Raw genomic sequence first — 26,244 nt, forward strand, 5'->3', positions numbered from 1 at the left:
CACAGGTTCTATTTCTATTATGAACCGGGGGGTCACAGTTCCCGGCGACCTTCGAGGGCTTTGGCGAGGGTCAGTTCGTCCGCATACTCCAAATCCCCCCCTACGGGCAGACCGGAGGCGATGCGGGTCACCCGGGTCAAAGGTTGCAACAGCCGCCCCAGGTATAAAATCGTGGTTTCGCCTTCGATGGTGGGGCTGAGGGCGAGAATCACTTCCTTGGGCTGGGTTTCCCCCACCCGTTTGACCAGGGCGTTGATGGTCAGTTGTTCGGGGCCGATGCCGTCCATTGGGGAAATCACCCCCCCCAGCACGTGGTATTTGCCCCGGTATTCCCGGGTTTTTTCCAGGGCAATCACATCCCGGGAGTCGGTGACCACGCAAATGGTCTGGTTGTCCCGCTCTGGGTTGGCGCAAATCTCACAGATGGGTGCCGCCGACAGGTGATAACAGATTTGGCAGTGCCCCACCTGTTGTTTGGCTTCCAACAGGGCGGTCGCCAGGGCGTGGATTTCCTGTTCTGGTTGTTTGACCAAATGGAGTGCCAACCGTTGGGCGGATTTGGGACCAATGCCAGGAAGGCGTTGCAGGCGTTCGATCAACCGGGCGAGGGGACGGGTGTAGGCGGAACTCAAGGAGCAACCCCAGGGCAATCCCTTTATGTTATGGCTATCTTAGCGGCTGATCACCGGGGCGGGTTCCCCTGCTGGGACAAAAATCAAGGCGACCCCATTGATGCAATAGCGTTCGCCGGTGGGACGGGGTCCATCGGGAAATACGTGCCCCAAATGACCGCCGCAGGTGTTGCAGTGGACTTCGACCCGGCGCATCCCGTAGGACAGGTCTTCGCTGGTGCCCACCGCTCCGGGAACTGGGGCATAAAAGCTGGGCCAGCCGGTACCGCTGTTGAACTTAGTATCCGAGGTGAACAGGAGGGTGCCACACCCGGCGCAGTAGTAATTCCCTGGGGCGTAATTTTTGTCCAGGGGGCTACTGCCTGCCCGTTCCGTGCCGTGCTGGCGGAGGATGCGAAATTGCTCCGGTTTCAGGATTTTTTGCCATTCCTCATCGGTGCGGGGCAAAGGGGCGGGGGGTTCCATAGGGGACTCACAGATGGATAGGAGGTCAATCGGTTTCTACCGATTTCTAATATAACGTTACGGACAGGGCAGGCGGTGGGTTGGCGGGCAGTTAGAATTGAAAAAATGAGTTTCCCCTTGCGCCAACCGTGCTTGCCGACCACCCTACGACCCATTCCCCTGCCACGCCGCTGGTGCCCCACCGGCAGATGATCGCCATTCTGGATTTTGGTTCCCAGTATTCGGAATTGATCGCCCGCCGCATCCGGGAAACCCAAGTTTACTCGGAAGTGTTGCCCTACCACACCACCGTCGAGCAGTTGCGGGCTTGGCAACCCCGGGGGATTATCCTCTCCGGGGGCCCCAATTCCGTCTATGACCGGGGGGCGCCCCAGTGTGACCCGGGGATTTGGCAGTTGGGGATTCCCATCCTGGGGGTGTGTTACGGGATGCAGTTGATGGTGCAACAGTTGGGGGGGCGGGTGGTGCGCTCGGCCCTGGGGGAATACGGCAAGGCGGCACTGCACATTGACGACCCGACGGATTTATTGACCAATGTGGAGGACGGCACCACCATGTGGATGAGCCACGGGGACAGTGTGGTGCAACTGCCGGAGGGGTTTGCCATTTTAGCGCATACGGAAAATTGCCCCTGTGCGGCCATTGCCGACCACCAGCACAACTGGTATGGAGTGCAATTTCACCCGGAGGTGGTGCATTCCCAGGGGGGGATGGCGCTGATCCGCAATTTTGTCTATCACATCTGCGGCTGTGAACCCACCTGGACGACGGCGGCCTTTGTGGAGGAAGCCATTAATGAAATCCGGGTGAAAGTCGGGGACAAGCGGGTGCTGCTGGCCCTGTCCGGGGGGGTGGATTCCTCGACCTTGGCGTTTTTGTTGCACCGGGCGATTGGCAATCAACTCACCTGTGTGTTTATTGACCAGGGCTTTATGCGCAAGTTGGAACCGGAGCGACTGGTCAAACTTTTCCATGAGCAATTTCATATCCCGGTGGAGTATGTCAACGCCCGGGAGCGGTTTTTGCAGGCGATCAAGGGGGTGACGGACCCGGAGGAAAAACGGCGGGTGATCGGGCATGAATTTATCCGGGTGTTTGAAAGCGAATCCAAACGTTTGGGCCCGTTTGACTATCTCGCCCAGGGAACCCTCTACCCGGATGTGATCGAATCGGCGGGGGGTGCCCTTGACCCCCAAACCGGGGAGCGGGTGGCGGTGAAAATCAAAAGCCATCACAACGTGGGGGGACTGCCCAAGGATTTGCAATTTAAGCTGATTGAACCCCTGCGCCGTCTGTTCAAGGACGAGGTGCGTAAGGTCGCCCGGGCTTTGAAGCTCCCGGATGAGATCATCCAACGGCAACCCTTTCCGGGACCCGGTTTAGCCATTCGCATCATTGGGGAAGTCACCCCGGAACGGCTGGAAACCCTGCGGGAAGCGGATTGGATCGTCCGGCAGGAAATCAACCGGCATGGCTTGTACAACCAACTGTGGCAGTCCTTTGCGGTGCTCTTGCCCGTGCGTTCCGTGGGGGTGATGGGGGATAAACGCACCTATGCTTACCCGATTGTCCTGCGCTTTGTCACCAGCGAAGATGGGATGACGGCGGATTGGGCACGGGTACCCCACGAGTTTTTGGAACTGGTCGCCAACCGGATTGTCAACGAAGTGCCGGGGGTCAATCGGGTGGTGTATGACATCACCTCCAAACCGCCGGGGACGATTGAGTGGGAATAGGTAGCCGCTCAGGCGGGGATGGGTTATACTGCACTCTTGGTGGTGGCGGTCATGCCCAGGGTGCTGACCCCAAGGGAAATCGCCAGATACCGCTTTGTTTCTGCCCGGTCGTGGGGGTTGCTGGGGGTACGCCAAGGTACCAGTGCGGCGGTAGCTTCCCGATGAGGACGCTGTTCACCTTTACTAAGTTCTATGACTTTGACCCCTCGCTTGATTCATCCGGTTGCCAATGGTCATTTGCCCAAGTTAGCTGATGGGGCTATAGCTGAAGATAATAATTTCGTGATCGTCACCAACCCGAACCCGGAAGTTTATTTAGACAGCGAACCGGTCATCCGCAGTCAAAAGACCGACCCGGAGTTGGGGCAACGGGTGGCGCAATTTTTGATCGCTAAAGGGGTAGCCACACCCCAGGTGGAGACGGGTTTGGATGATACCCAAAAGCGCACGTTGATTGCCCGGCATTTTGCGGAAATTATGCGAATTTTGGGTTTGGATTTGCGGGACGATAGTTTGGCAGATACCCCCCGGCGGGTGGCGCAGATGTACGTGGATGAAATTTTCTATGGTTTGGACTGGCGCAATTTCCCCAAATGCACCACGGTGGACAACAAGATGGGCTATAGCTCGATGGTGGTGGAGCGGAATATCAATGTGCAGAGCAATTGTGAGCATCACTTTGTAATCATTGATGGCCGGGCCCATGTGGCTTATATTCCCAAGGAAAAGGTGTTGGGGCTATCCAAGATCAACCGGGTGGTCGAGTACTTTGCCAAGCGTCCCCAGATTCAGGAGCGGTTGACGGAGCAGATTTTCTATGCCCTGTCCTACATTCTGGAAACGGAGGATATTGCGGTGCTGATCCAGGCGAAGCACTACTGTGTCAAATCCCGGGGGGTGGAGGATGTGAATTCCGATACGGTGACGAGTAAGCTGGGGGGGGTATTTCTCCTGAGTACGGCGACCCGTTCGGAGTTTATGCGGTTGGTGCATGGGGCGGTGATTTCCTAGGGATTTTGGTGTAATCTGCAATTAAAACCAGGTGTGCCTATGGATGCGACATTCCCAGAACCGACCGCTGAAACCAACCTGATGGATGATGTGGAGACGGTGATCAGTTCTTTGGCGGAGGCGGATTCTGCCCAAGTCAGCCATTTGGAACAGGGGTGTGTCTGGCGGTTTCGCTATGGCACGGCGCAAGTTTACGTGCAGATGACCGGGGTGACCCCCGATGATACCTTTACCGTCTGGTCGGCGATTCTGAAGTTGCCGGTACAAAATCCGCTGGAATTGTATCAACAACTGTTGGCATTGAATTGGGCGACGACGATGGAGGCCCGCTTTGCGATTTTGGACCAGGAGGTGGTGGTGGTGGGCACCCGCTCGGTGATGGAATTAGACCCTTCGGAAATCGCCCGTATGATTACGATTGTGGCATCTTTAGCCGACCTATACGACGAGGAGTTGCAGGCGAAATTCCCGGCGGTGGCATGAACCGTTGGCGGCTGCGGATTCACCAACTGCTCGCCCAACCGACCTCCCGTCTGGCGGCGAGTGTTTTGTCCAAGTACCGCCTGCGCCTGCTGGGTACAGTGTTGTTGAATGTGGGCACCGGTTTGCTGGAGGGTTCGACCTACCTCTCGGTGTACCTGGCGTTGAGTGTTTTGGGGGATGAGCAGTTTCGTGTCCCGTTTTTGTGGCGGTGGGTGGGGGACTGGCCCCGTTTGCAGGTGGTGGCGCTGTTGGTGGTGATTGCCCTGGGGTTTCAGGTTCTTCAAAGTGCTTTGAAGTATTTCAGCATCCTGATCACTAGCTATCTGGGCAATCGGATCAGTATGTACGTAAGCCAATTGTTATTTGAGCGGATGTTACATTTTAGTTTTCCCTGTATTAGCCGTTATCGGCACGGGGAGTTGGTGAATTTTTTAGATTTGGGCATCTTGTCCAGTAGCCTGGTTTTAACCAGTAATCGTCTGGTGTTGGCGATGTGCCTGATGGCTTCCTACCTGGCGGTTTTGATTTGGATTTCCCCCTTGGTGTTGTTGTCAACCCTGGTTTTATCGGCGACGTTGATCTGGATGCAACGGCAAATTATCCCTCGGATTCAAAAGGCCGCCTTTTCCCTCACGGGGGAATCTGCCGATGTTAAAAGCCATATGGTCGAGAGCCTCCAGGCCCTGCGGGTGATTTACAGTTTTAATCGCCATGACTACACCCTGGCGCAATTGCGGTATCTGCAACGGAATGTCCTGCGGCTGATTGACCGGCAGGTGGCCTGGAGTACCTTGCCTGACCCGCTTTCCTCGGTTTTGTCCACGACGGTACTTTCCGTGATGCTGTTGGGGGGGCTGTGGGTACTAAGCCAGGGCCGTCCCGTGAATTTGCTTTTGCCCACCTTGGCCACGTTTATTTCGGCCTACAACCGGTTTGCCGCCCAGAGCCAGAATTTGGTGCGGATGTCCACGGAATTGGGGGTGCTGTGCGGTTCCCTGCAGATGTTAAATGGGTTTCTCGACCCCCAGGATAAGGAATTTTTGCGGACGGAGGGCTTGCCGTTTGCGGGCATCCAGCGGGAAATCCGGTTTGACCGGGTGACGTTGCAGTATCCGGGGACGGCGGCACCGGCGGTGGTGGATTTGAGTTTTACCCTCCCGGCGGGGCAGGTGACCGCTTTGGTGGGGGCTTCCGGGGCGGGGAAATCCTCCGTAGCGGACCTGCTGATTGGTCTGTATGAACCCACGGCGGGGCAAATTCTGGTGGATGGGGTGGACCGGCGGGAACTGTCCTTGGCGGACTGGTGGCAGTATCTGGGGGTGGTGAGTCAGGATAATTTTGTGTTCAATGCCACGATTCGGGAAAATATCCGTTTTGGCCGGTTGGAGGCGACGGATGCGGAGGTGGAGCGGGCGGCAGAGGCGGCCTATGCGGCGGAATTTATCGAGCGGTTGCCCGAGGGGTACGATACGGTGGTGGGGGAACGGGGCTACCGGCTTTCCGGGGGACAGCGGCAACGGTTGGCCCTGGCACGGGCGATTTTGCGCCAACCCAAACTGTTAGTACTGGATGAGGCCACCTCGGCTCTGGATTCCCAATCGGAGGCTTTGGTGCAACAGGCTTTGTATGCTTTTCAACAAAACCGCACGGTCCTGGTGATTGCCCACCGGTTGTCCACGATTCGCAATGCCGACCAAATCCTGGTGCTGGAGCAGGGGCGCTTGGTGGAGCAGGGCACCCACGAGGAATTGCTCCGCCGGGGGGGAGCCTATGCCCACTACTGGCAGTTGCAGGTGGCGGGGCAAAAACCGGCTCCGGAGTTAGGGGCGAGGGCGTAAATGCTATTCTGGGGCTAACCCTTCGCTGAGAACCAGTTATGACGTGGGCAATGGTAACGGTCTGTGGTTACGTGGCGGCCAAACCGACGATTCGCCATTTTGAACGGGGCACGGTGCTGTGCAGTTTTCCCCTGTACGTAAGCCGCCGCAAAACGGAAGGGGAGGAGGTTCCCCCCTTGAAATTTCAGGTGGAAATATGGGGCAATCAGGCGGAAACGGCCATGAATTTATTGGATAAGGGGGCACGCACCACCGTCACCGGGCGGCTGGATGAAGACCATTACACGGATAAAGAGGGACAACCGGCCACGGCGTTGAAAATCCGCTTTGCGGAGGTGTTGGATTACGGGGTGAAACCGGCGGAGGAACCGGCACCGGCCAGTCCATGACCGCAGATGAACACTACATGACCCGTTGCCTGGAGTTGGCCCAACAGGCGTGGGGACGTACCAGTCCCAATCCCTTGGTGGGGGCGGTGATTGTCCAAGCCGGGCAGGTGGTGGGGGAGGGGTTCCATCCCCAGGCGGGACAGCCCCATGCGGAGGTGTTTGCTCTGCGGGCGGCGGGGGATCAGGCTCGGGGGGCCACCCTCTATGTGAACTTGGAGCCGTGTAATCACTTTGGCCGTACTCCCCCCTGTACGGAAGCGGTGATCCAAGCCGGGATTCGGCGGGTGGTGGTGGGGATGATTGACCCCGACCCCCGGGTGACAGGGAGCGGGATTGCCCGGTTACGGCAGGCGGGCATTGAGGTGACGGTGGGGGTGTTGGCCGAGGACTGTCAGGCTCTCAACGAAGGGTTTTGCCATCGGGTGCAGACCGGGCGGGCCTTTGGCATTCTCAAGTACGCCATGACCCTAGATGGAAAAATTGCCAGCAGTACGGGGGACAGCCTCTGGATCACGGGGGAGGCGGCCCGGCAATGGGTTTATCGCCTGCGTTCCCGTTGTGATGCGGTGATCACCGGCGGGAATACGGTGCGGCGGGACAATCCGGCCTTGACCACCCACGGGTTAACCCCCCATTCGCCCCTGCGGGTGGTGTTGTCCCACAGCCTGAATTTGCCCTGGGATGCCCAGGTGTGGCAGGGGGATGAACAGCGGCGCACCCTATTGATCACGCCCCGGCGGGCCGAGCGACCAGCGCTATTAGAAAAACTCCAGGCTTTGGGGGTAGAGGTGCTGGAACTAGAACCCTGTACTCCGGCAACGGTGGTGGCAGAACTGACCCAGCGGGGTTGTAATACGGTGCTGTGGGAATGTGGGGGGACTCTGGCGGCCCAGGCGATCCGGGCAGGGGCCGTGCAAAAAATCATGGCGTTTATCGCCCCAAAACTCATTGGGGGTGTCCAGGCACCGACCCCGGTGGGGGACTTGGGCGTGACCCAGATGCAGAGGGCACTGGCATTAACCCGTTGTCACCTGGAACCCATCGGGCAGGATTGGCTCATCCAAGGTTATCTCCCAGCCGAGACCCCACCCTTGGGAATTATCTAAATTACGGCAATCTGAATGACTTTACCAGGGGCTACCGATGAGGGTAAACGCCGCCCAGTAGTAGGGATGGTTCAACACCTGATCCCCCCGCTGGGCAATCGCTGACGGCACCGGAATGCCGCCCCGCACCCCCCGCAGTTCGCCCCCTTTAATCGTGACTTTCCCTCGCAACATGGCAATTTGCGCCTGCCGCAATGCCTCCGCCTTGATGGGTGCCTGCCGCAGATTTTTGTAAAACTCGGTCATCAACGCCAGGGTGCCCTCATCCGACACATACCACAGGGAAGCTAGGGCACTTTTCACCCCCGCCTGCACCGCCAAACCCGCAAACCCCAATTCCGCACTCACATCCCCCACCGACGTCCGACAGGCACTCAGGGTCAACAATTCCACCACATTCGGTTCCCGCAGAGGCAATTGCCGCAGTTGAGGTAAATTCAACCGTTGATTGTTGCCAAATTCAATGTAAGAATCGCTCAATCGTCCCGGGGCAAAATCCGCATGGGTCGCCAAGTGGATGATGGGATAACCGCCCTGCAATCGCTCCTGGGTCAAGCGTTGCACCGTAAATTCCTGATTCAAAAAGGACTGCCCCGGCCATTCCTCCGTAATCACCTTCAATTCCACCGGTACCGCTGGTAAAGGCGCTTGATTGGCAAAGGTATCGGCCCCCATCGCCAACACCCGACTATCCCGCAGGTTGCGGTAACGGGTATCAATCAAATTCACGCTGGGAATCAGAGCCGTGCTGTATTTTTCCACCAAAAACCGCTGGCCATCATGCAGAGCCGCCACGGGCAATAACCGCAAGCCATTGTCCATCGAGAACAGCAGGGTATCAATCCCCTGGGCTTGCAATTCTTTTTCAATGGGCGCAATGAACCACCGGTACAACTGCTGGGCATCTTTTAGGTAAGCATCGCTGGTACGCTGGCGGGGGTCTCTCAAAGCATTCAAAAATCGTTCCACCACCGGCATCAAGTTGGCTCGTTTCGCTTCAGGAATCCCCCGCACCACGGGCTGGACTTTGGCTTCCCGCTGGGCAAATGGCTCGGTGGACGCAACCAAACCTGCTCTAGCCACCCCTGCCCGACTCCCCGGCGGAATAGCGGCAATCGTCAACTGCTGTTCATCCACCACCAAATAAACAATGGCGGTTTTTTTGCCCGTTTCCTTAGCCAAGCGACTGAGCATATTCCCAATCGCTTCGACCGAGTTTAAGTTATTAATGGGGCTGACTCCTAAAAAGCGATCAAATTCCTTGGTAAATAAGGTATCTAGTGGCAAAATTGCCGCAAAATCCCCGCTACCTAATGCTGTTCTGATTTCCCCGCCAAAAGGGACAATACTAGTAGTTCCCTCTTGGGGAGTTTGGATAGTACCGGAATCAATTACAAGGAGACCATCCCCAGAAAAACTTTCCAGGCTACCAGTATTGATATTGCCGCCTGCACCCAAAAAGATACCTTCACTGGTAATATCACCGGTTTGGATATTGCCAAACTCATTAACAATCAGGACAACCCCGGCAAGACTCAATAGTTCAGCGGTATTGATACTACTTGCCTCCCCAAAGGTAGCAATACCAATGCTTCCCAAGAGGGTAGCGATATTACCAGTACGGATATTGCCGGAAGTGCTAACAATGAAAACATCCCCAAGCAAGGTAATGATATCGCCGGTTTGGATATTGCCGAACTCGCTAATAATATTGACATTCCCAAGGGCAGAAGTGATGTTACCAGATTTAACATTACCGGAAGTGCTACCAGTGCTACCGACGAGGACATCCAAAGAAGCAGTAATATCACCGGTTTCAATGTTGCCGGACTCGCTGACAACGCTAACTTTCCCAAGGTCAGAAGTAAGATTACCGGTTACAATATCACTGGCAATGCTCGCAACATTTATATCCCCAAGTTCAGAAGTGAGATTACCAGTTTGGATAGTGCCGGAAGTGCTACCAGTGCTACCGATGAGGACATCCAAGGAAGCAGTTATATCACCGGTTTGAATGTTACCAACCTCGCTCACAACACTGACATTCCCAAGGGCAGAAGTGATGTTACCAGATTTAACATTACCGGAAGTGCTACCAGTGTTACCGACGAGGACATCAAAAGAAGCAGTGATATCACCGGTTTGAATATTACCAACCTCGCTCACAACACTGACATTCCCAAAAGAACTTTGTAAATCACCCGTATTGATGCTACCATCTGAAGTCAAAGCAATGCCTTCGGTTGCGACAATATCGCCTGTAGAGATACCATTTCCTGCCCTGAAAGACACCTCCCCATCGGATAAAGAAATCAAGGCATTGGCATTGATAGTGTTATCCGCAGAGAACGATAGACTGAGACCAGAACCAGAAATTTGATTGCTAATAGTAATATTATTGCCTGCATCTATTGACAAAGTAGTATCGCCAAAAGTTCCAACAATGTCACCGTTAAAAGTAATATCATTGCTCGCCCGAAGTACCACATTATTTGTAGATAATTGAGAAACCAAGGCAGTATTACTAATAAACACGTCCCGTCCTGGTATGGCAAGGAAAAGGATCAGTGGCAATCGATTATCATCAGGCGCACTAAACGCATCAATTAAGGTGATATTTACGGTAATATTGACTGGATCAAGCAGGAGGGTACCTGTCTTGCCCTTAGGTGCCGACGTATCCACATTCCCCGTGAATCTTAAACTTTCTTTCCCCGATACTTCCACCAATCCCCCATCCCCAGCGTTCTGTCCTCCCTTGGCGGTGATCCTGCCCCGAAAATCCGTCCCCTTGTCCGCCCACACAATCACCCTGCCTCCATCTCCAGAGTTAACCGCATCGGCAGTTAATTGAGAATCACGACTCACAAACGTATATTGGGCGTTGGGTTGTGTCCCTTTGCCCTGAAATTCACCCCCGATTAAAATCTCACCGCCCCCGGTAAATCCTGAAGCGTTAATTTCACTGTTTACTAAGGCGATTTGGGTGCCAAAAACGCCCACATTACCCCCCATTTGACTCGCACTCGAAACATCTAACGCCCCAGAAACAATTGTGGTGCCCGTACTTGTAGGAATTTGCACATTAGAACCCGCTACCCTCACCGTGCCATTGCTATTTTGAGTAACCGTGGTTACCCCACCCCCGGTGAGCAATTCCGGCAGACGAGTAGTAGGAATATTTCCCTCCCCATCCATCATTTGGGCGGCTTGTTGGGGGTTAAATTCTAAACTTAATAATTGCCCCGCTTGCGACAACCGCACCAGATTTTCCCCCGGCACGGCGGCTAGAGTGATATTCCCCCCTGGTGCTTGAATTGTGCCCGTATTAATCACTTGACCGGCAATCAAACTCACATTTTGCCCTGGATTAACCGTTAAATTTCCCTCATTGACAATCGCCGCCGGGTCTTTGCGGTCAAAAGCAAACCCAATCGGTTCCCCCGCCAATTTGCTGTAGTCATTCACCCCAACAGCATTAAAACTCCCACCCGGAAACATAATCCGGTCAGCAGTGGTAGCTCTAAACGAAGCGGGCACATTCAAACTCGCCCCTTGCCCAAACACAATCCCCGCCGGGTTCATCAGGTACAAATTGCTATTGCCGCCCGTGACTTTGATCAGCCCGTTAATCACCGACACTTCGCCGCCCGTCACCCGTGCCAGAATGTTGCGGATCGCCGGGTTAGACAGGAAATGGGCAATCTGCGCCTGACTCAAGCCAAATTTGGCAAAACTGTGAAAGAGATTCGCCCCCGCCCTCGTGCCGCCCGTGATGTCAAACTGCTGACCATTCACCGTTACTTGCGTCCCCAGCCCGTTGGGAACAACCTGCGCCTGAGCAGGACAGGCAAAAGCCAGACACACCATCCATAACGACCAACGCCAGCGCAACATTTGCATCGTTTTGTTTCCTAAATTAAATATAATTTAGTACATCTTTTAATCCTACCCTAATTGTAGGGTGAAGTTACGGAAACACAAGAAATTTTAATTTACCAAGGAGCAAATTGCTGTTTGAAGAAAGGGCACCTCTATAAATTCAAAGTTAGCGGTCGCAGCGCCCTTGGTTCTGAATAATATGGGTATGCCAACGATGAAATTTATGGCTATGTCACGCAGGCTATGGGTTGGCTCCAATAAATAGAGATGCCCTTAATTCACTAATGATTGGCATAGGACATAATTTTAACAAACCCCTCTCTGTGAAAGGATTTTGAGTGTTGATTACAGTACAACATCAGGAGCCTATTAATTTTTGTACTTACACGGTAGATTTGGAAACCCCATTTTCTCCTTGGCGATTATCAATAATGCAGGTGTTATTCTCAATAGCTATGAATTAATAGATGCGTCTATCATCATTTACTTAAGACTCTCCCATATCCAACCCCTCCGTGTGTCACCTTCGATATTATCTGAACAACAGGTTATAGTCAAAAAGATTCATTAAAAACCTATGAAGAAACCGATGGATATTGACCCCCAGCGCAGTTATTTCCTGGCGTTGCAGGACAAAATATACCTCAATTTTGGCGGTCAAGGCACCCTGCCAACCCCGGCGATCACCGCCATGCAGTCAGCCTACCTGGAAGGTCAAAAATACGGGCCCTTTAGCCGCCGTGCCCTGGATTGGGTAGCAGAGCAAGAGCATTTGACCCGCACCGCCTTGGCAGAAACCTTAAACGTTGCCACAACGGACATTACCCTCACCCAGTCCACGACCCAGGGCTGTGCCATTGTCCTCTGGGGCTGGTCTTGGCAACCGGGAGACCATCTCCTGCTCAGCGATGGGGAACATCCAGGGGTGGTGGCAAATGTGGCGCAATTGGCACGAAAGTTCGGCGTGACCTGGAGTACCTGCCCCCTGAGTTATTGTACTGATAATAGCGTGACAATTTTAGAACAATTTATCCAGCCCACTACCCGGATGCTGGTGTTGAGCCATATCCTTTGGCACACGGGGGAAGTGCTGCCCCTGGCGGAGATTGGGGCATTTTGTGCCGCCCACAATATCAAATTATTGGTAGATGGGGCGCAATCCCTGGGGGTATTGCCCCTAGATTTAACTGGGGTGGATTTTTACGCCGCCACCGGGCACAAATGGCTCTGTGGCCCGGCAGGGTTAGGGGTTTTGTATATTCACCCGCAGTACCGGGAGTCCCTGCAACCCACCCACTGCGGCTGGCGGGGCTTACAGGGATTTACGGATGGGCAACCCCAGTGGTCAGCGGACGGACAACGGCACGAAATTGCTACCACCGCCTGGGAATTGGGGGTGGGACTGCGGGCTAGTTTAACCCTGCACCAGTCCTGGGGTACAGCCAGTCAACGGTACGAGCGTTTGATCCACACCGCTGGGGCACTGTGGACGGAACTGGGGACGATCCCACACCTCACCCGCCTTCTGCCTTACCCGCCCTCCAGTGGGCTGGTCAGTTTTCGGAGCGCAGACCATGACCCGGAAACCCTTGCCCAAACGTTGGAACAGCGGGGAATCTGCGTGCGAGCGGTTGCCGCTGGGGCTTGTGTGCGGGCTTCTGTCCATTACCTCACCACCACCCAGGAAGTCCAGCAACTCGCCCAGGTTTTGCGGGAACTAGAGGGATGAACCCACCCCCACGTAGGAACCCCAGAAAAAGAGGGCGACCACTGCCAGTACCCCCATACCGGCGACCGTACCCACCAACCACAGGGGAATGCGACCGGAAGACATACGCATTGTTTACCTCCTTGCTAATGAATTGAAACCCGGAAGGCGTACCTAATTGAAAAAATAACTGGAGAATAAAATTGCCAGCACAAAAATCAACAACAATCCCAAGAATAGGGACGTGCGATTCAGTTCAACCGGCTGGGTATTGGGGTTTTTGTCAGCCATGATGTCAACACTCCTAACGGCGAATAAACTGCATGGCGGCAATGGCCCCCAAAAAGAAAATGGTCGGCACCGCCAGCGTATGTACCGCTAACCAGCGCACCGTAAAAATGGGGTAGGACACCGGCTCATCTGAGCGATTGGTGGTCATGGGTTTTCTCCTAAACTTTGTTGAAATGCGTCAATTTGTTGCCGGGCTTGATACCGTTCGGACACCACCGGTGGCTTGTCCTGCACCGGGCTGAAATAGGTGTCGGGACGGGGGGTACCAAACACGTCGTAGGCTAAACCGGTACTAACAAACAACCAACCCGCAATGAACAGGGCGGGAATGGTAATGCTGTGGATCACCCAATAACGGACGCTGGTGATGATGTCCGCAAACGGGCGTTCCCCCGTACTACCTGATGCCATAGAACTGACCTCCTCTCAAGGATTTAACGTCACTGCCCATACTCATCTTAAGTTCTATTGTAATTTTATTGTGCCGGGAAACCGACCCGACTGTACAGACCACACAGCAAAATAATTTGGGTCGTCAAGGTGACCCCTGCCGGTGCGCCCCGCTTGATCCCCACCTCCATCTCGAATAGTAGTGCTAGGGTTTGCGTCAAAGCGGCTAGGGAAAGGGAACGGACTTCTTTTTCTAAAAAATAAATCCGTTTGGGGTTGCCCAGGTTGGTCATGGCTGTCACTGTTTCGGCGGTCACCTGTTTATCTACGTGCATCAATTTCACCCACAACCAAAGGCGAAACTGGCTCACCAAGGTCGCCGTAATCCGCAAGGGCGGTTCGTTCATCGTTAGTAAATTGTCCAGCAATCTTAAGGCTATATCCGTCTGTCCCTGACGAATGGCTTGGGCAAGTGCCAAACTGGTCTGGGTGGTGGCGGGCACCAGGGGTTGAATTTCCTTGGCACTCAGGGGGCGGCGGTCATGGGGGCGGAGCAGGCTAATTTTTTGCAATTCCTGCGCCAGCCGGTAACGGTCATTGCCCACCGCTTCCACCAGATAATCCACCGCATCCCCTTGCAGCGGGACATCCCAAGTTTGCGCCGTATCCCGCACCATCTCTGCCAGAGCATCCGTTTTCCAGGGGGGAATGGGGTTAAATTCCCGCACGGTTCCCTGTTGATTGAATAATTGTCCCAACTTGGATTTAGCGGGTAATTTGTTGATCCCAGTAAATAACACCGTCGAATTGTCGGGTAACTGAGGAACCAAATCGAGCAAGGTTTGTACCAATTCGTCAGGACATTTTGTGCCCAGGGGGGCATCGGTGATCCAGGTCAACCGTCCCCCACTGCCGAAGGGTAACGTGCGACTTTCTGCCAGGGCATTTTGGATCATTTCCAGGGAATCCCCTGCCACTTTTTGGTAATTAAAACTTTGCCAATCGGGGTCAACCACCTGCTTGATTAATTGCTGGGCGGCTTGTTTGATTTGATGGTCATCTTCCCCCCAAAAGTAATAAATTGGCATGGGCGTTAGCGATGATAATCGTGACCACTGCCATAATAGTATTGCTCAAAACGGCGCATTTGCTCATAATTGGATGCAGATGGGGGCGATTTTTGTGCCAGCCAGGAATAAAGCACCAACATCCCATAGTGCCCTGTCCAATTGAACAATGAATTTACCCCCACATGACTCATCACCTGGGCAATGAGACCAGGATTGCGGCGCATCATTCCGACTAGGGTTTGGGTTAAACCGGGCAATTGGATCACATCTTGTAAAAAGGGTTTGAGGACGTGATCCCCCGCCTGCGCCATTACCGCAAACGCCGTTGCCAAAACCTCATTCACAAAGTTAGGAGGCAAATCCCGATCCAAAGGCACCCGCATCACCTGTTGAAATAACCAAGTTAAAGACAAATTGGGCTGATAGGGTTGTAATAAACTTAAACTTTGCCGGTCCAGGGCATCCGCTTTTAAGGCAGAATCAATCCCGGTCAAAAGCCTGGGCAAATGCCGCAATAAGGTTCCAAATCCCCCAAAACTCAGGGGGGACTGCATTCCACTGCTATCTCCCACCGGCAAAATCCGTGCCCAGCGACTGCCCAGGGGACTGTGGCGATAACTGGGAAAAAAACCAAATAGCAATCGTTGCCAGGATAACTGCCCTAAATCCACCCCTTGATAGGCAGGTAAATGTTCTAAATATGCCTCAAATAACTCAGTCAAACTGGGGCGTTGGGGATGGACATCCACATAGGTAAATAAATAGACAGTGCGACCATCCTGGGCGGGAAATGCCTCCCAAAAATATTGACAATGATTAATAATCGGTGTAGTTGTCACAATCAAATCCCCATATTCTCGCTGAGGGAACCCCTGGGCACATCCACCGACCACCAAACAGATACCGTCAGGAATTTGTCCCCGCCGGGCTAATTTGGTTAACGGAGAAAAGTGTCCCATCATATCAATTAAAAGACGACTTTTATGGGTCAATTCTCCCGCCTGAATTTCCACGCCATCCCCCTTGATTTTAATGCTTTTGAGCGGTTGATATTCACCGACATATCCCCCATTTTGGATAAATTTATTTTTGAGTAAATCTAATAACAAATCCGGGCGTACTCCCAGGTTTAATACATCCTCGACCTCCCAGGTTTGACTTTGATAAAATCGAATCCGACCAGGGTTATATGCTGTCACAATTACCGTTGCCAATTCAGCGGGGGTGAGTAGCTCTAAATCCAGCAACATATCCAGTTCCGCCCGGGAAATATTCCATTCCTGCCGCCGCCCGTACAGAGCACCCCGCTCCAGTACCGCCACCCGATAGCCCTTGTGACGCAAACCCCAACCCAGCAAAATCCCCAGCGTACCGCCAGCGATGACCACATCCCAGTCCGTCTGTCCACACAGTTCGGTGGTCGCCAATACCGGTATTTCCCCCGCCTGTCCTTCTGCCCAAGTGCCCCGCCCCGCTCCCCCAACGGCGACAAAAGGCATCGGTTGTTGATGTTTCAGCGCCGACCATGCCCGGTCTGCCCGTTGCAACTCCGACCAAGGGTTACCTGGCACGGTTTGAAATAGGTCAATCAGGTTGCAGGACATCGGTAAGTATAAGGAACTATAGCCATCCTACCCCGTACTTGGTGCTGGGAAATTTCTGTTCATTAATCGAGTAGAATTGTTTAGCACTACAAATGGTGTGATGGAAGGCATTAACAATCAAATTAAATTAATGGGCACCTCGATCAATGCAAAGTTAGCAGTCGCAGGGGCACTCCCCGCCCTTGGTTCTGGAGAATTTCTGTATGACTACGGTACGCAAGCTAACGCTAATCAAATAGAATTTTAACCAGATTCTCTAATGAGAGCCAAGGGAACGCAAAATCGCTATACTAAAAACCAGAGTGGTAAATTTAAGAATATGGCAATTATCCGTCGCATCGCCGTTCGTAAACAACGAGCCAATGAAGTATTAGTCCGTCTCAAACGCCGTTATCCTGATGCTACCTGCACGTTAAATTATCAAACACCGGTGCAATTACTGGTGGCAACCATCCTTTCTGCCCAATGTACTGATGAACGGGTCAATCAGGTCACACCCGCTTTATTTGCCCGTTTCCCAGATGCGGCAACCCTAGCGGCGGCGGATTTAGAAGAGTTAGAAAATTTGATTAAATCTACCGGTTTTTATCGCAACAAAGCCCGCCATATTCAGGGAGCCTGCCGCAAAATTATGAGTGAATTTGGGGGGAAAGTACCCAAGGAAATGTCTCAATTGCTCACTTTGCCGGGGGTGGCCCGGAAAACCGCCAATGTGGTGCTTGCCCATGCCTATGGGATTAATGCCGGAGTGACCGTAGATACCCATGTCAAGCGGGTTTCCCACCGCCTGGGGCTGACGGAACACACCGATCCGATTCGCATTGAGCGGGATTTGATTGAATTGCTCCCCCAACCCGATTGGGAAAATTGGTCCATTCGTCTGATTTATCATGGGCGAGAGACCTGCACCGCCCGTAATCCCCGCTGTGATGAATGCTTTTTGGGGGATTTGTGTCCTTCCCGAGATAGTATTGTGGCTATTAGTCAAGTTAGCAATAAAATTAGTAATAAAAAGGGTGGCTAAATACCTCGATTTGGGCGCTGGTAAACATTTTTCAATTAGAACTTTTGCCCCACTTTCCAATTAGATAAGATAAATTCATTACTATCAATTCAAGGGCACCTCTATTGATTGCTACCACTGGAAGATTGTTTCGCCAAAATGCCGATATTAATGGCTACGCCACGCAGGCTATCAAGAACCATAAACGGGAGCTACGCCCCTGCGACCGATTTTTAGAAGTGTCCTCAAGAGAGCCAGTTCTTATCAATTTCCAGAACCATAGGCATCCGCAGAAAATCCGCTAAAGTGTAGCCTAAATTCTCAAGATCAGCTAACTGTTTGCTACTTAATTCTGATTGAGATAATTCCCTAATGGAACCACACTCAATTGAACGGTCTATTTGGAAATAATTATTATTTTGTGGGGAATCACTGGCTATTACTAAAGAATGGAAATACTTTCTATCAGTATCGCTCGCATAGGAATCAACCCGTATGCAAACCCGAGAATACATAGATAGATTTCTGTTTTTGACAGAACCCTGCCGGTTTAATAACCTAGAAAAACGAGATTGGATAAGGTGTATTAACATTCCTCTTTCTAAATCAAAAATCAACTCATCTTTAACTATCGCATTTAGCCAGGATAGAATAAAGCCAATCATCAAAAAAATTAACCAAAAGATAGGTAATAACACGGTCTCAGGTATAGCTAAAGGCTCACCATTCAGGAAAGTGGATTCAATAAATTGGCTTAACCGAGCAAGGTAAATGTCAGGGAAGTTTCCACCACCAAGGACAAAAGAAAATGCGAGTAAAACCCAGAGAAGAACGAAACAGTATATGGGAAGGCGGGCAATAAGCTCAGCGATCCCATGATTGCGAACAATCTTAGCCTGAAACGGACTGATTTGCACCCATTTTGTTGTTCCTCTTATAGCCATAATAATCCTTTAACTTGGGAGTATTCTTTGGGAATTTTTTTCTAAATTAATCTCTTTCCCGTGATGCGTCAAGTGATTTTTATGACTCGGCAAAAGCTGGTAGAAATGGGCAATAAAAATGGATGCACCTTAAGCGCACCCCCTCATTACTACCCAGAAATTCCCCTAAGAATGATGCCTAATTATCGCTCAACCAGCGTGCCGCATCCACCGCATGATAGGTCAAAATCACATCGGCACCCGCCCGTTTCATGGCAGTTAGAGTTTCCAAAACAATTTTTTTCTCATCAATCCAACCATTTTGCGCCGCCGCTTTTACCATCGCATATTCCCCAGACACATTGTAGGCGGCTACCGGTACATCGGTGTGCATTTTCACTTGATAGATGACATCCATATAGGCCAAAGCAGGTTTCACCATCACTATGTCTGCCCCCTCTTGAATATCTAGCTCAATTTCCTTGAGGGCTTCACGGCTGTTGGCGGGGTTCATTTGGTAGGTTTTTTTGTCCCCAAATTTCGGCGCCGAATCCAAGGCATCCCGGAACGGCCCGTAGTAGGCAGAAGCATATTTGGCAGAATAGGCTAAAATTCCCACTTCCGTGTAACCCGCCGCATCCAAAGCCGCCCGGATTGCCCCCACCCGACCATCCATCATGTCCGAAGGAGCGACAAAATCTGTCCCCGCCTGCGCCTGAGAAACCGCCATTTTCACCAAAACATCCACCGTTTCATCATTCAAAATACGCCCCTGGGCATCTACTAATCCATCATGGCCGTGGGTAGTAAAGGGATCAAGCGCCACATCCGTAAAAATTAAAATATCCGGTACTAAGGACTTAATGGCCTTGACCGTGCGTTGTACCAAACCATCGGGGTTAAAACTTTCGCTCCCTTGGTCATCTTTTTTATGTTCAGGAATCACTGGAAATAGGGCGATCCCCGGAATACCCAATTCGGCAATCGTTTTAATTTCCACCAACAGTCGGTCCAGGGCATAGCGAAAACAACCGGGCATCGAGGGAATGGGCACCGGTTCCCCCTCCCCTTCCATGACAAACATGGGGTAAATCAAATCATTCACACTCAAAACCGTTTCCTGCACCAGACGACGGATGGCAGGGCTGTAACGTAAACGCCGGGGACGATGGGTTAACTGCATAGGAGCCACAATCACGCAACGGGACAACCAATATACTCTACTGCTTCCCACAGGTGCGCTACAGTAGTCAAAGAACGCTTAATACCCCGTAACAGAATCCGCTCATGTCTAGCCTGCGTGAGTTACCCGTATTCCCCCTGCCGGAGGTCGTCCTGTTCCCCGGTTCCCCCCTGCCTCTGCACATTTTCGAGTACCGCTATCGGATGATGATGGCCTCGGTTTTGGAGACGGATAAACGCTTTGGGGTGCTGATGTGGAATCCCCAGGAGGGGCGGCCCGCCAGCGTCGGTTGTTGTGCGGAAATTTTGCGCTACGAACGGCTCCCGGATGGACGCATGATGATTCTTACCCTGGGACAACAGCGGTTTCAGGTGTTGAATTACGTCCGGGAAAAACCGTTTCGGGTGGCACTGGTGGAATGGATTGAGGATGCCTCCCCCACGGAAGATGTGCAATCCCTGGCACGGGAAGTGAAGGAACTTCTGCAGGATGTGGTGCAATTATCCGCCAAACTCACCGACCAGGAGGTGGATTTACCCGAAAAATATCCCACCCTGCCCCGGGAATTTTCCTACTGGGTCGCCAGCAATTTTCAAGGGGCACCCCTGGAGCAACAAGCCCTTTTGGAAATGCAGGATACGGCGGGTCGTCTGCGGCGGGAATCGGAAATTTTGGCATCCACCCGTAGCCATCTGGCCGCCCGGACTGCCCTCAAGGAGGCTTTCAAAGACCAGGCGGAACCCAACTTTTAATGGGCTTGCCACTGCGGTTGGTCAGAGTCAACCCTTTATGTATTGATAAATCTGCGGTTACAATGACAAACAGTTGCGGCTATGGATAACCAATTAATTTTGATATGCACCGCTGGCGTTCTTGGTATTGGTTCGGTTTAGGAGTTTTAATTTCAGTAATTATTGTTATCTCATCGGTTTATGCCCTGGCTGATTGGACAAAAAACCAACAACCTGCAAAAGTACCCCTTGCCAATACACCCGCACCGATGACCATCCCCACGCCAACGCCTGCTCCTACCATTTCCCAACCCATGTCCACCCCCCTCGGCACAAAATACGGTCATTTCCCCTACACAGAAATCAGCCAGAATCGGCTCATCGTGGTTGCCAGTTATGGACAAAAAGAATATCAGCGTTATGTGGAAATGGAACGGGAGGCGGGTTTGGCTTTATTTCGCTTGATGAATGCGGCACGGGATCGGGGACTGTGGATCATCCCCATTTCCGGTTTTCGGACAGTGGATTATCAAGCGGATTTATTCCGTCGTCAGGTGCAAAAGCAAGGGTCAGAAATTACTGCCGCCCGCATTAGCGCACCCCCCGGTTATAGCGAACATCACACGGGTTTGGCGATTGATTTGGGGAATGGATTTGCCGCTGGGGAAGGGAAACCCGATATTACCGAACAATTTGGCAAAACCCAAGCCTATGAATGGTTACAAAAAAATGCCCAGACCTACGGTTTTGAACTGTCCTATCCCCCCAACAATTCCCAAGGCGTGATGTATGAACCCTGGCACTGGCGATATGTGGGTTCGGACTACGCTCGGCAGGTTTTTGCCCAAGCCCGCAGTGGCCCCAAAGGTTAAATAAGGCTTAACCGTGTCGTGCAAGGATGATTTTGGGTTGGGGGCAGGCAATGAGTGCCGATTGTTTTAGCACCAGTTCTATAACGTGATATGATAAAAAACGCTGTCAATTGAATACCCCCATGGCCGTTCCTAAGAAGAAAACGTCCAAAGCCCGCAGTAGTCGGCGCAAAGCGGTTTGGAAGCGGGAAGCCCTCTTTTCTGCCCGCAAAGCCCTGTCTCTGGCCAAGTCCATCCTGACCGGTCGTTCTCGCAGTTTCTACTACCCACCCGCCGACGAGGGGGACGAGGGGGGCGAGACGGAAACATAGAAATCCCGGCACGCATCGAGAATTTGGTGCGCCAGGGTTAATTTCGGCAGAAGCGGCCAATCCCGCCGTTGCCCGAGCCGATCCAGCCAAATGCCCCGGTTGGTAATACTCCCAAAGCCCGCTCCTGGCTCATCTACTGGGTTGGCGACGATGGCATCCAGGTTTTTATGCTGTAATTTTTCCCAGGCGGGGGAAGTGATGTCCCCGGTTTGGGCGGCGAACCCGACCAGCAGTTGGTGGGGTTGTTTACTGGTTCCCAACGCCCGCAAAATATCCGGCACCGGTTGCAAGGGCAAACAGTCCGGCAAATCCTTTTTACGCAGTTTTTCCGGGTGGTAGTGCCGGGGTTGCACATCCCCCACCGCCGCCGCCATCAAACACCAGTCCTGGGCAGGAAAGCTCGCCACCACCGCCTGGTACATTTCTGCTCCACTGGTCACCGCCACCACCCGGTCTAAAGCGGGCAGAGACCCCCCCAAGGGAGCGTGGATCAAGGTCACTTCAGCGCCCCGATGGTTGGCCGCCTGGGCCAGAGCCAGCCCCATCGCTCCCGTAGCCGGATTGCCCAAAAACCGCACCGGGTCAAGATGTTCCCGGGTTCCCCCCGCTGTGACCAGGATTTTATAGCCCGCCAAATCCCTCTTGCCGCCGGTGATGAGGAGCGAATGCACCCAGGGATGAATTTCCTCCGGCTGAGCCATGCGCCCCGGCCCCACCGCATCACAGGCCAGCAAACCCGACCGGATACCCACACTGTGAAATTGCGACCAAGATTGGATTTTTTGGTAATTATCTTGAACCGATTGTTTCTGCCACATGGTGGTATTCATCGCCGGAGCAACCAGGACGGGGGCGGTACTGGCTAAGAGGGTATTGGTGAGTAGGTCATCCGCTTGTCCGTGGGCAATTTTGGCGAGTAAATCCGCCGTCAGAGGGGCAACCAGGATCACTTCTGCCCATTCCCCCAATTCGATGTGCAGGGGTCGTCCCGTGGCCTGCCAAAAATCCCCGTCCGTATAGGCGGGCTGGCGGCTCAGGGTACTGACGGTGAGGGGGGTGATAAACCGCTCGGCCATCTGCGTCACAATCACCCGCACCTGATGGTTTTCCTGCACCCACCGGGAAATCAATTCACAAATTTTATAGGCGGCAATGCCCCCGCCAATCCCCACCAAAATCCGACCCATCAGGGGCCCGTCACCCGATAAATGTCTGCCCTGGCTCCGAACCATTCGTAGCGATGATCCCGGATTTGGGCATAGCAGGCATCCCCCCAGGCTTTCAGACCGTCCAGGCCCCGGTAGGTGTCCACCCAGGGTGCCAACCCCGGCAGTAAGCTCACCAACTGTTCCACGGCGGCACTGCCCTGCCAACGCTGGTCAGGCTCATCCATGTTAATCACCATCATCCCCTGGGCGCAGGTGTCGGGGGTAATGCCCCAGGCGGCTAACGCCGTTTCATCCTGCATCGGTAGGTAGGTAAATAAACGGCCTTGGTCCAGGGCATGAACCGCCTGCACACCCGTACTACACAGGTTGCACTGGCCATCGTAAATAATGAGGTACTGGGGCATCGCTCTGCCATAAATTTATCCTTAATGTAACCTAATGGAACGCAGTCCATGACCGACTTTGACCTGGATTTGGTCATGCGGGGCTACCGCCAGGGCTATTTCCTGATGGCGGATCAGCAGACCGGCTCCTTGCGCTGGTACCGGAGTCGTGAACGGGCGTTGATCCCCCTCGATGACCGCTTCCATTGCCCCCGCTCCCTCCGGCGTAAATTCCGTCAGTTCACCGTCCGCCTGAACCAGGACTTTGCAGGGGTGGTGGCCGGTTGTGCCGACCGACAGGAAACCTGGATTTCCGAAGAATTACAACATTTATACAAAGAATTGCACCAAGCCGGTCATGCCCACAGTTGGGAAACCTGGCAGGATGGGGTCTTGGCGGGGGGTATTTTGGGCATCGTCATTGGCAAAGCCTTCATCGGCGAATCCATGTTCCATCGGGTGACGGATGCCTCCAAAGTCGCCCTGGTGACCCTGGTGCAACACCTGCGCCAGCAGGAATTTCAGTTGTTTGATGCCCAGTTGATGAACCCCCATCTGGCTCGCTTTGGCGCCTATTCCATCAGCGACCGGGAATATCGGCGGTTACTCGCTCAGGCGGTACGGCAAGTTCCAGACCATGACAAAAGATTACACAGACGTTCCAGGGGGGAACCGAATGTTTTACAGTAGCTAGGAAATTCTTGTCATTTTGGAGTGCATTATGGCGGCGGCGTTTCTCCCGAGCATTTTGGTGCCCCTGGTGGGTTTGGTGTTACCGGCGGTGGCGATGGCATTTCTGTTCGTTTACATCGAAAAGGACGAAATCGCCTAATTCCCCTGTTAAGATAAAAAAGTTGCTGTTTGTTCATCCCCGATGGATGCCAAGGATTTTTTTGCCCGCAGTGCAGGTCAATGGCATTCCCAACGGGTGACCCATCATTTGGCCTTTCGGCAAACGGAAATGGGTCGCTCGCTCATTTCGGTCACGTCCCTGCCCTTGGATGATCCCGGCGTGAATGCCGTCTGTACGTTGTACCAATATTCCTGGGAGCAGGCGCATGGAGCGTCCCGGGTGACCTGGCAGGGGGTGATGGGTTGGGACAAGGAAGGGGAACAGCAAAATGGCAGTACAGTGATGGTACTTATTCCCACGGGTGAGCGGACGGGGAAACTCCTCCGGGAGGTCGGTTATGCGGAGAAAAGCCCGGTGGCCGGTTCCTACGAGATGGATGAAACGGGTGCCATGACCCTAGTCACGGAATATGAAACCCTACGCTCCCAGGAACGGCTTTGGTTTGAGGGAGAAACCATCCGTCTGCGTACCAGCACCCTCGGTTATGGGTTTGGGGGCATGAGCATGGCTACCTTTGCCGTGGAAACCCGGGCGGAATTGACCCCTCCCGCTGACATCAAGGGCACACCCCCGACCATTTTGGGTTGGTAACGCACTTTAGCCGATTGGTTCTGATGTGACCCGTTCGGTGGCGTCAATTGCAATTGATAAAACTATCTGTAAGGAAAATTAATGAAAGCAATTGTATGTACAGAGTATGGTTCTCCTGAGGTGATGCAACTGCAAGAAGTAGAGAAGCCAACGCCCAAAGCCAATGAAATACTGATTAAAATATATGCCACCACTGTCACCTCAGCAGACCGACGCATCCGCAAAGCTGACTCATTTCCAGTGCGATTTTTCTACGGTTTTCCCAGACCTAAAAAAAATACCATTTTGGGGTCGGAATTAGCCGGAGAAATTGAAGCGGTTGGCAAAAATGTCAAACAATTCAAAGTAGGTGATCCGGTCTTTGCCGGTGCCGGAATTGGTCTTGGTGCCAATGCGGAATACATTTGTTTGCCGGAAACGGGTGCGGTTGCCATCAAACCGACCAATATGACCTATGAGGAAGCGGCGGCTATTCCTTTTGGGGCAACAACTTCCCTATTTTTCCTGAGAGACAAGGGCAAGATTCAGAGGGGGCAGGAGGTTTTGATTTATGGGGCTTCTGGGGCATTGGGGATGGCTGCCGTCCAGCTTGCCAAGTTCTTTGGAGCACAGGTAACGGGGGTGTGTCGCACAGCGAAATTGGACTTGGTGAAATCTCTGGGAGCTGATAGCGTAATTGACTATACGCAAGAGGATTTTACTCAAAACGGTAAGACCTACGATATTATTTTTGACACCAGCGGTAAAAGCCCATTTGCAGGTTGCCTAAAGTCTCTGAAACCGGATGGACGTTATCTGAGGGCAGTTCATATTAATCTCTTGCCAATCCTGCGGGGGCTGTGGACGTCCATGACCAGCCGTAAGCAAGTCATGGGTGGGGTAGCAATCGAACGTCAAGAGGATTTGCTATTCCTCAAAGAGTTAATTGAGGCGGGGAAAATCAGGTCGGTCATCGATAGATGTTACCCATTAGAGCAGACTGCCGAGGCGCACCGGTATGTTGAACAAGGAGGAAAAAAAGGCAATGTCGTTATCACTGTGGGGCAACAAAATAAAGGCTAATCAAATTAAATGAAAATCCTAATTGAATTTAGAACAAAGGTCGTCGGGGCACCTTCTCCGTACTTGGTTTTAGAGAATTTTGGTATGCCTGCAACAGGCAAACTAGCCTTAATCAATTAGGGTTACTATAGCTAAACATACAAAGGTTGACATGATATGGGTCGCTGGGCGTAGCCCCGCATTGGTTTCCCAGAATCTTAAGGCGACAACCTTAACCTACCTAGCTATATAATTTCTGTAGCAATCCTAAATGAGAATGGAACAGGGGTCGCAGGGGCACCGCCCCCGTCCTTGGTTCTGGAAAATTTCTGTTTGTTAATCAAGTAACGTTGCTATAGATATAGCAATCCTAAATGAGAATAGAATAGGGGTCGCAGGGGCACCGCCCCCGTCCTTGGTTCTAGGAAATTTCTGTTTGTTAATCAAGTAACGTTACTATAGATATTAGTGTCCTGAAACGTGCTATTTTTAACTTGGTAGTGATCAGGAATCTGCCTGTATCCCCAGTCATCACAAAATGAAATTTTTGCTGGCAATGGTTACCATTTGATGAATAGG

General features: G+C 52.7%; 30 protein-coding genes. 17 read left to right on the forward strand and 13 right to left on the reverse strand.

The window, feature by feature from the left end:
* Positions 1-32: 32 nt before the first annotated feature.
* Positions 33-632, reverse strand: coding sequence for a recombination mediator RecR (gene recR / locus MLD66_RS03365; RefSeq protein ID WP_247215520.1), 600 nt, complete (start codon positions 630-632; stop codon positions 33-35).
* Positions 633-671: 39 nt separating this feature from the next.
* Entirely contained in the window at positions 672-1,097 is a 426-nt protein-coding gene (gene msrB / locus MLD66_RS03370) for a peptide-methionine (R)-S-oxide reductase MsrB (RefSeq protein WP_247215521.1), read from the reverse strand.
* Between the two features lie 188 nt (positions 1,098-1,285).
* Between msrB and guaA the strand changes: the two genes are divergently transcribed.
* From guaA to ribD, 7 genes are read left to right on the forward strand one after another with little or no spacing between them, the layout of a single operon-like run.
* On the forward strand, positions 1,286-2,833 hold the full coding sequence (guaA, locus tag MLD66_RS03375; protein WP_247218949.1) for a glutamine-hydrolyzing GMP synthase: 1,548 nt from the start codon (positions 1,286-1,288) through the stop codon (positions 2,831-2,833).
* 18 nt (positions 2,834-2,851) lie between these two features.
* Complete coding sequence (locus MLD66_RS03380; protein ID WP_247215522.1) at positions 2,852-2,998, forward strand: hypothetical protein; 147 nt, start codon at positions 2,852-2,854, stop codon at positions 2,996-2,998.
* A gap of 27 nt (positions 2,999-3,025) precedes the next feature.
* On the forward strand, positions 3,026-3,844 hold the full coding sequence (gene folE / locus MLD66_RS03385; protein WP_247215523.1) for a GTP cyclohydrolase I FolE: 819 nt from the start codon (positions 3,026-3,028) through the stop codon (positions 3,842-3,844).
* Positions 3,845-3,883: 39 nt separating this feature from the next.
* On the forward strand, positions 3,884-4,327 hold the full coding sequence (locus MLD66_RS03390; protein WP_247215524.1) for a YbjN domain-containing protein: 444 nt from the start codon (positions 3,884-3,886) through the stop codon (positions 4,325-4,327).
* Entirely contained in the window at positions 4,324-6,165 is a 1,842-nt protein-coding gene (locus MLD66_RS03395) for an ABC transporter ATP-binding protein (RefSeq protein WP_247215525.1), read from the forward strand. Before MLD66_RS03390 ends, MLD66_RS03395 begins: the two co-directional genes overlap by 4 nt.
* A 38-nt stretch (positions 6,166-6,203) precedes the next feature.
* The gene (locus tag MLD66_RS03400; protein ID WP_247215526.1) at positions 6,204-6,554 is read left to right on the forward strand and encodes a single-stranded DNA-binding protein; all 351 of its coding nucleotides are present in this window, start codon (positions 6,204-6,206) and stop codon (positions 6,552-6,554) included.
* Complete coding sequence (gene ribD, locus MLD66_RS03405; protein WP_247215527.1) at positions 6,551-7,660, forward strand: bifunctional diaminohydroxyphosphoribosylaminopyrimidine deaminase/5-amino-6-(5-phosphoribosylamino)uracil reductase RibD; 1,110 nt, start codon at positions 6,551-6,553, stop codon at positions 7,658-7,660. The genes MLD66_RS03400 and ribD overlap by 4 nt, the downstream gene beginning before the upstream one ends.
* A gap of 21 nt (positions 7,661-7,681) precedes the next feature.
* On the opposite strand, the gene MLD66_RS03410 is transcribed toward ribD, so the two are convergent.
* Entirely contained in the window at positions 7,682-11,557 is a 3,876-nt protein-coding gene (locus tag MLD66_RS03410) for a CHAT domain-containing protein (RefSeq protein WP_247215528.1), read from the reverse strand.
* 562 nt (positions 11,558-12,119) lie between these two features.
* Here MLD66_RS03410 and MLD66_RS03415 point away from each other — a divergent pair.
* Positions 12,120-13,271 carry an aminotransferase class V-fold PLP-dependent enzyme gene (locus tag MLD66_RS03415; RefSeq protein ID WP_247215529.1) on the forward strand — a complete coding sequence of 384 codons (1,152 nt, stop codon included), beginning with the start codon at positions 12,120-12,122 and terminating at the stop codon, positions 13,269-13,271.
* Here the strand turns inward: MLD66_RS03415 and MLD66_RS03420 are convergent.
* The 6 genes from MLD66_RS03420 to MLD66_RS03445 all read right to left on the reverse strand — a co-directional run bounded on the left by MLD66_RS03420 (position 13,260) and on the right by MLD66_RS03445 (position 16,605).
* Positions 13,260-13,382: a photosystem II reaction center protein J gene (locus MLD66_RS03420; RefSeq protein ID WP_339396892.1), complete on the reverse strand. Its 123-nt coding sequence runs from the start codon at positions 13,380-13,382 to the stop codon at positions 13,260-13,262. The two genes, MLD66_RS03415 and MLD66_RS03420, sit on opposite strands and share 12 nt — an antisense overlap.
* Positions 13,383-13,424: 42 nt before the next feature.
* Positions 13,425-13,541: a photosystem II reaction center protein L gene (locus MLD66_RS03425; RefSeq protein ID WP_071453283.1), complete on the reverse strand. Its 117-nt coding sequence runs from the start codon at positions 13,539-13,541 to the stop codon at positions 13,425-13,427.
* Between the two features lie 13 nt (positions 13,542-13,554).
* Positions 13,555-13,689 carry a cytochrome b559 subunit beta gene (gene psbF, locus MLD66_RS03430; RefSeq protein ID WP_247215530.1) on the reverse strand — a complete coding sequence of 45 codons (135 nt, stop codon included), beginning with the start codon at positions 13,687-13,689 and terminating at the stop codon, positions 13,555-13,557.
* Entirely contained in the window at positions 13,686-13,952 is a 267-nt protein-coding gene (psbE, locus tag MLD66_RS03435) for a cytochrome b559 subunit alpha (RefSeq protein WP_247215531.1), read from the reverse strand. The genes psbF and psbE overlap by 4 nt, the downstream gene beginning before the upstream one ends.
* 65 nt (positions 13,953-14,017) lie before the next feature.
* Complete coding sequence (gene holA, locus MLD66_RS03440; protein WP_247215532.1) at positions 14,018-15,019, reverse strand: DNA polymerase III subunit delta; 1,002 nt, start codon at positions 15,017-15,019, stop codon at positions 14,018-14,020.
* A 5-nt stretch (positions 15,020-15,024) separates the two neighbouring features.
* Positions 15,025-16,605: an FAD-binding oxidoreductase gene (locus MLD66_RS03445; protein ID WP_247215533.1), complete on the reverse strand. Its 1,581-nt coding sequence runs from the start codon at positions 16,603-16,605 to the stop codon at positions 15,025-15,027.
* Positions 16,606-16,705: 100 nt separating this feature from the next.
* Here MLD66_RS03445 and MLD66_RS03450 point away from each other — a divergent pair, with 100 nt between their 5' ends.
* Both MLD66_RS03450 and nth read left to right on the forward strand, forming a co-directional pair.
* Positions 16,706-16,852, forward strand: coding sequence for a hypothetical protein (locus MLD66_RS03450; RefSeq protein WP_247215534.1), 147 nt, complete (start codon positions 16,706-16,708; stop codon positions 16,850-16,852).
* Positions 16,853-16,924: 72 nt separating this feature from the next.
* Complete coding sequence (gene nth / locus MLD66_RS03455; RefSeq protein ID WP_247215535.1) at positions 16,925-17,629, forward strand: endonuclease III; 705 nt, start codon at positions 16,925-16,927, stop codon at positions 17,627-17,629.
* 224 nt (positions 17,630-17,853) lie between these two features.
* On the opposite strand, the gene MLD66_RS03460 is transcribed toward nth, so the two are convergent.
* Positions 17,854-18,525, reverse strand: coding sequence for a hypothetical protein (locus MLD66_RS03460; protein ID WP_247215536.1), 672 nt, complete (start codon positions 18,523-18,525; stop codon positions 17,854-17,856).
* Between the two features lie 205 nt (positions 18,526-18,730).
* The gene (gene hemB / locus MLD66_RS03465; protein WP_247215537.1) at positions 18,731-19,714 is read right to left on the reverse strand and encodes a porphobilinogen synthase; all 984 of its coding nucleotides are present in this window, start codon (positions 19,712-19,714) and stop codon (positions 18,731-18,733) included.
* Between the two features lie 104 nt (positions 19,715-19,818).
* Here hemB and MLD66_RS03470 point away from each other — a divergent pair, with 104 nt between their 5' ends.
* From MLD66_RS03470 to MLD66_RS03480, 3 genes are all read left to right on the forward strand, one after another.
* Positions 19,819-20,466 (forward strand): LON peptidase substrate-binding domain-containing protein, encoded by a 648-nt coding sequence (locus tag MLD66_RS03470; RefSeq protein ID WP_247215538.1) that lies wholly within the window; start codon positions 19,819-19,821, stop codon positions 20,464-20,466.
* Between the two features lie 248 nt (positions 20,467-20,714).
* Positions 20,715-21,317 carry a M15 family metallopeptidase gene (locus MLD66_RS03475; protein ID WP_247215539.1) on the forward strand — a complete coding sequence of 201 codons (603 nt, stop codon included), beginning with the start codon at positions 20,715-20,717 and terminating at the stop codon, positions 21,315-21,317.
* A 122-nt stretch (positions 21,318-21,439) separates the two neighbouring features.
* Entirely contained in the window at positions 21,440-21,628 is a 189-nt protein-coding gene (locus MLD66_RS03480; protein WP_247215540.1) for a 50S ribosomal protein L32, read from the forward strand.
* On the opposite strand, the gene coaBC is transcribed toward MLD66_RS03480, so the two are convergent.
* Positions 21,580-22,815, reverse strand: a complete 1,236-nt coding sequence (gene coaBC, locus MLD66_RS03485) for a bifunctional phosphopantothenoylcysteine decarboxylase/phosphopantothenate--cysteine ligase CoaBC (RefSeq protein ID WP_247215541.1) — start codon at positions 22,813-22,815, stop codon at positions 21,580-21,582. The genes MLD66_RS03480 and coaBC overlap by 49 nt on opposite strands.
* A complete protein-coding gene (locus tag MLD66_RS03490; protein ID WP_247215542.1) occupies positions 22,815-23,201 on the reverse strand; it encodes a DCC1-like thiol-disulfide oxidoreductase family protein in 387 nt (128 codons plus the stop codon). Before MLD66_RS03490 ends, coaBC begins: the two co-directional genes overlap by 1 nt.
* 48 nt (positions 23,202-23,249) lie before the next feature.
* Between MLD66_RS03490 and aat the strand changes: the two genes are divergently transcribed.
* The 4 genes from aat to MLD66_RS03510 all read left to right on the forward strand — a co-directional run bounded on the left by aat (position 23,250) and on the right by MLD66_RS03510 (position 25,686).
* On the forward strand, positions 23,250-23,870 hold the full coding sequence (gene aat, locus MLD66_RS03495) for a leucyl/phenylalanyl-tRNA--protein transferase (protein ID WP_247215543.1): 621 nt from the start codon (positions 23,250-23,252) through the stop codon (positions 23,868-23,870).
* A 31-nt stretch (positions 23,871-23,901) separates the two neighbouring features.
* Positions 23,902-24,012, forward strand: a complete 111-nt coding sequence (gene psaI / locus MLD66_RS03500; RefSeq protein WP_247215544.1) for a photosystem I reaction center subunit VIII — start codon at positions 23,902-23,904, stop codon at positions 24,010-24,012.
* A gap of 42 nt (positions 24,013-24,054) precedes the next feature.
* Positions 24,055-24,624, forward strand: a complete 570-nt coding sequence (locus tag MLD66_RS03505; RefSeq protein WP_247215545.1) for a phycobiliprotein lyase — start codon at positions 24,055-24,057, stop codon at positions 24,622-24,624.
* Positions 24,625-24,747: 123 nt separating this feature from the next.
* Positions 24,748-25,686, forward strand: a complete 939-nt coding sequence (locus MLD66_RS03510) for an NAD(P)-dependent alcohol dehydrogenase (RefSeq protein ID WP_247215546.1) — start codon at positions 24,748-24,750, stop codon at positions 25,684-25,686.
* Positions 25,687-26,244 lie beyond the last annotated feature (558 nt).

The sequence above is a fragment of the Synechococcus sp. C9 genome (assembly GCF_022984075.1).
In the GTDB taxonomy this organism is placed as follows: Bacteria; Cyanobacteriota; Cyanobacteriia; order Gloeomargaritales; family Gloeomargaritaceae; genus Gloeomargarita.

What these genes read in the sequence shown, in the direction of transcription:
- coaBC (WP_247215541.1), bottom strand. Translation starts at nt 22,815, where the DNA reads ATGGGTCGGATTTTGGTGGGGATTGGCGGGGGCATTGCCGCCTATAAA.
- psbE (WP_247215531.1), bottom strand. Translation starts at nt 13,952, where the DNA reads ATGGCATCAGGTAGTACGGGGGAACGCCCGTTTGCGGACATCATCACC.
- MLD66_RS03510 (WP_247215546.1), top strand. Translation starts at nt 24,748, where the DNA reads ATGCAACTGCAAGAAGTAGAGAAGCCAACGCCCAAAGCCAATGAAATA.
- MLD66_RS03380 (WP_247215522.1), top strand. Translation starts at nt 2,852, where the DNA reads ATGGGTTATACTGCACTCTTGGTGGTGGCGGTCATGCCCAGGGTGCTG.
- MLD66_RS03475 (WP_247215539.1), top strand. Translation starts at nt 20,715, where the DNA reads ATGACCATCCCCACGCCAACGCCTGCTCCTACCATTTCCCAACCCATG.
- psaI (WP_247215544.1), top strand. Translation starts at nt 23,902, where the DNA reads ATGGCGGCGGCGTTTCTCCCGAGCATTTTGGTGCCCCTGGTGGGTTTG.
- MLD66_RS03425 (WP_071453283.1), bottom strand. Translation starts at nt 13,541, where the DNA reads ATGGCTGACAAAAACCCCAATACCCAGCCGGTTGAACTGAATCGCACG.
- MLD66_RS03450 (WP_247215534.1), top strand. Translation starts at nt 16,706, where the DNA reads ATGGAAGGCATTAACAATCAAATTAAATTAATGGGCACCTCGATCAAT.
- MLD66_RS03420 (WP_339396892.1), bottom strand. Translation starts at nt 13,382, where the DNA reads ATGCGTATGTCTTCCGGTCGCATTCCCCTGTGGTTGGTGGGTACGGTC.
- psbF (WP_247215530.1), bottom strand. Translation starts at nt 13,689, where the DNA reads ATGACCACCAATCGCTCAGATGAGCCGGTGTCCTACCCCATTTTTACG.
- aat (WP_247215543.1), top strand. Translation starts at nt 23,250, where the DNA reads ATGACCGACTTTGACCTGGATTTGGTCATGCGGGGCTACCGCCAGGGC.
- MLD66_RS03395 (WP_247215525.1), top strand. Translation starts at nt 4,324, where the DNA reads ATGAACCGTTGGCGGCTGCGGATTCACCAACTGCTCGCCCAACCGACC.
- MLD66_RS03415 (WP_247215529.1), top strand. Translation starts at nt 12,120, where the DNA reads ATGAAGAAACCGATGGATATTGACCCCCAGCGCAGTTATTTCCTGGCG.
- ribD (WP_247215527.1), top strand. Translation starts at nt 6,551, where the DNA reads ATGACCGCAGATGAACACTACATGACCCGTTGCCTGGAGTTGGCCCAA.
- hemB (WP_247215537.1), bottom strand. Translation starts at nt 19,714, where the DNA reads ATGCAGTTAACCCATCGTCCCCGGCGTTTACGTTACAGCCCTGCCATC.
- MLD66_RS03490 (WP_247215542.1), bottom strand. Translation starts at nt 23,201, where the DNA reads ATGCCCCAGTACCTCATTATTTACGATGGCCAGTGCAACCTGTGTAGT.
- MLD66_RS03480 (WP_247215540.1), top strand. Translation starts at nt 21,440, where the DNA reads ATGGCCGTTCCTAAGAAGAAAACGTCCAAAGCCCGCAGTAGTCGGCGC.
- MLD66_RS03505 (WP_247215545.1), top strand. Translation starts at nt 24,055, where the DNA reads ATGGATGCCAAGGATTTTTTTGCCCGCAGTGCAGGTCAATGGCATTCC.
- nth (WP_247215535.1), top strand. Translation starts at nt 16,925, where the DNA reads ATGGCAATTATCCGTCGCATCGCCGTTCGTAAACAACGAGCCAATGAA.
- MLD66_RS03410 (WP_247215528.1), bottom strand. Translation starts at nt 11,557, where the DNA reads ATGTTGCGCTGGCGTTGGTCGTTATGGATGGTGTGTCTGGCTTTTGCC.
- msrB (WP_247215521.1), bottom strand. Translation starts at nt 1,097, where the DNA reads ATGGAACCCCCCGCCCCTTTGCCCCGCACCGATGAGGAATGGCAAAAA.
- folE (WP_247215523.1), top strand. Translation starts at nt 3,026, where the DNA reads ATGACTTTGACCCCTCGCTTGATTCATCCGGTTGCCAATGGTCATTTG.
- MLD66_RS03390 (WP_247215524.1), top strand. Translation starts at nt 3,884, where the DNA reads ATGGATGCGACATTCCCAGAACCGACCGCTGAAACCAACCTGATGGAT.
- guaA (WP_247218949.1), top strand. Translation starts at nt 1,286, where the DNA reads ATGATCGCCATTCTGGATTTTGGTTCCCAGTATTCGGAATTGATCGCC.
- holA (WP_247215532.1), bottom strand. Translation starts at nt 15,019, where the DNA reads ATGCCAATTTATTACTTTTGGGGGGAAGATGACCATCAAATCAAACAA.
- MLD66_RS03470 (WP_247215538.1), top strand. Translation starts at nt 19,819, where the DNA reads ATGTCTAGCCTGCGTGAGTTACCCGTATTCCCCCTGCCGGAGGTCGTC.
- MLD66_RS03445 (WP_247215533.1), bottom strand. Translation starts at nt 16,605, where the DNA reads ATGTCCTGCAACCTGATTGACCTATTTCAAACCGTGCCAGGTAACCCT.
- MLD66_RS03400 (WP_247215526.1), top strand. Translation starts at nt 6,204, where the DNA reads ATGACGTGGGCAATGGTAACGGTCTGTGGTTACGTGGCGGCCAAACCG.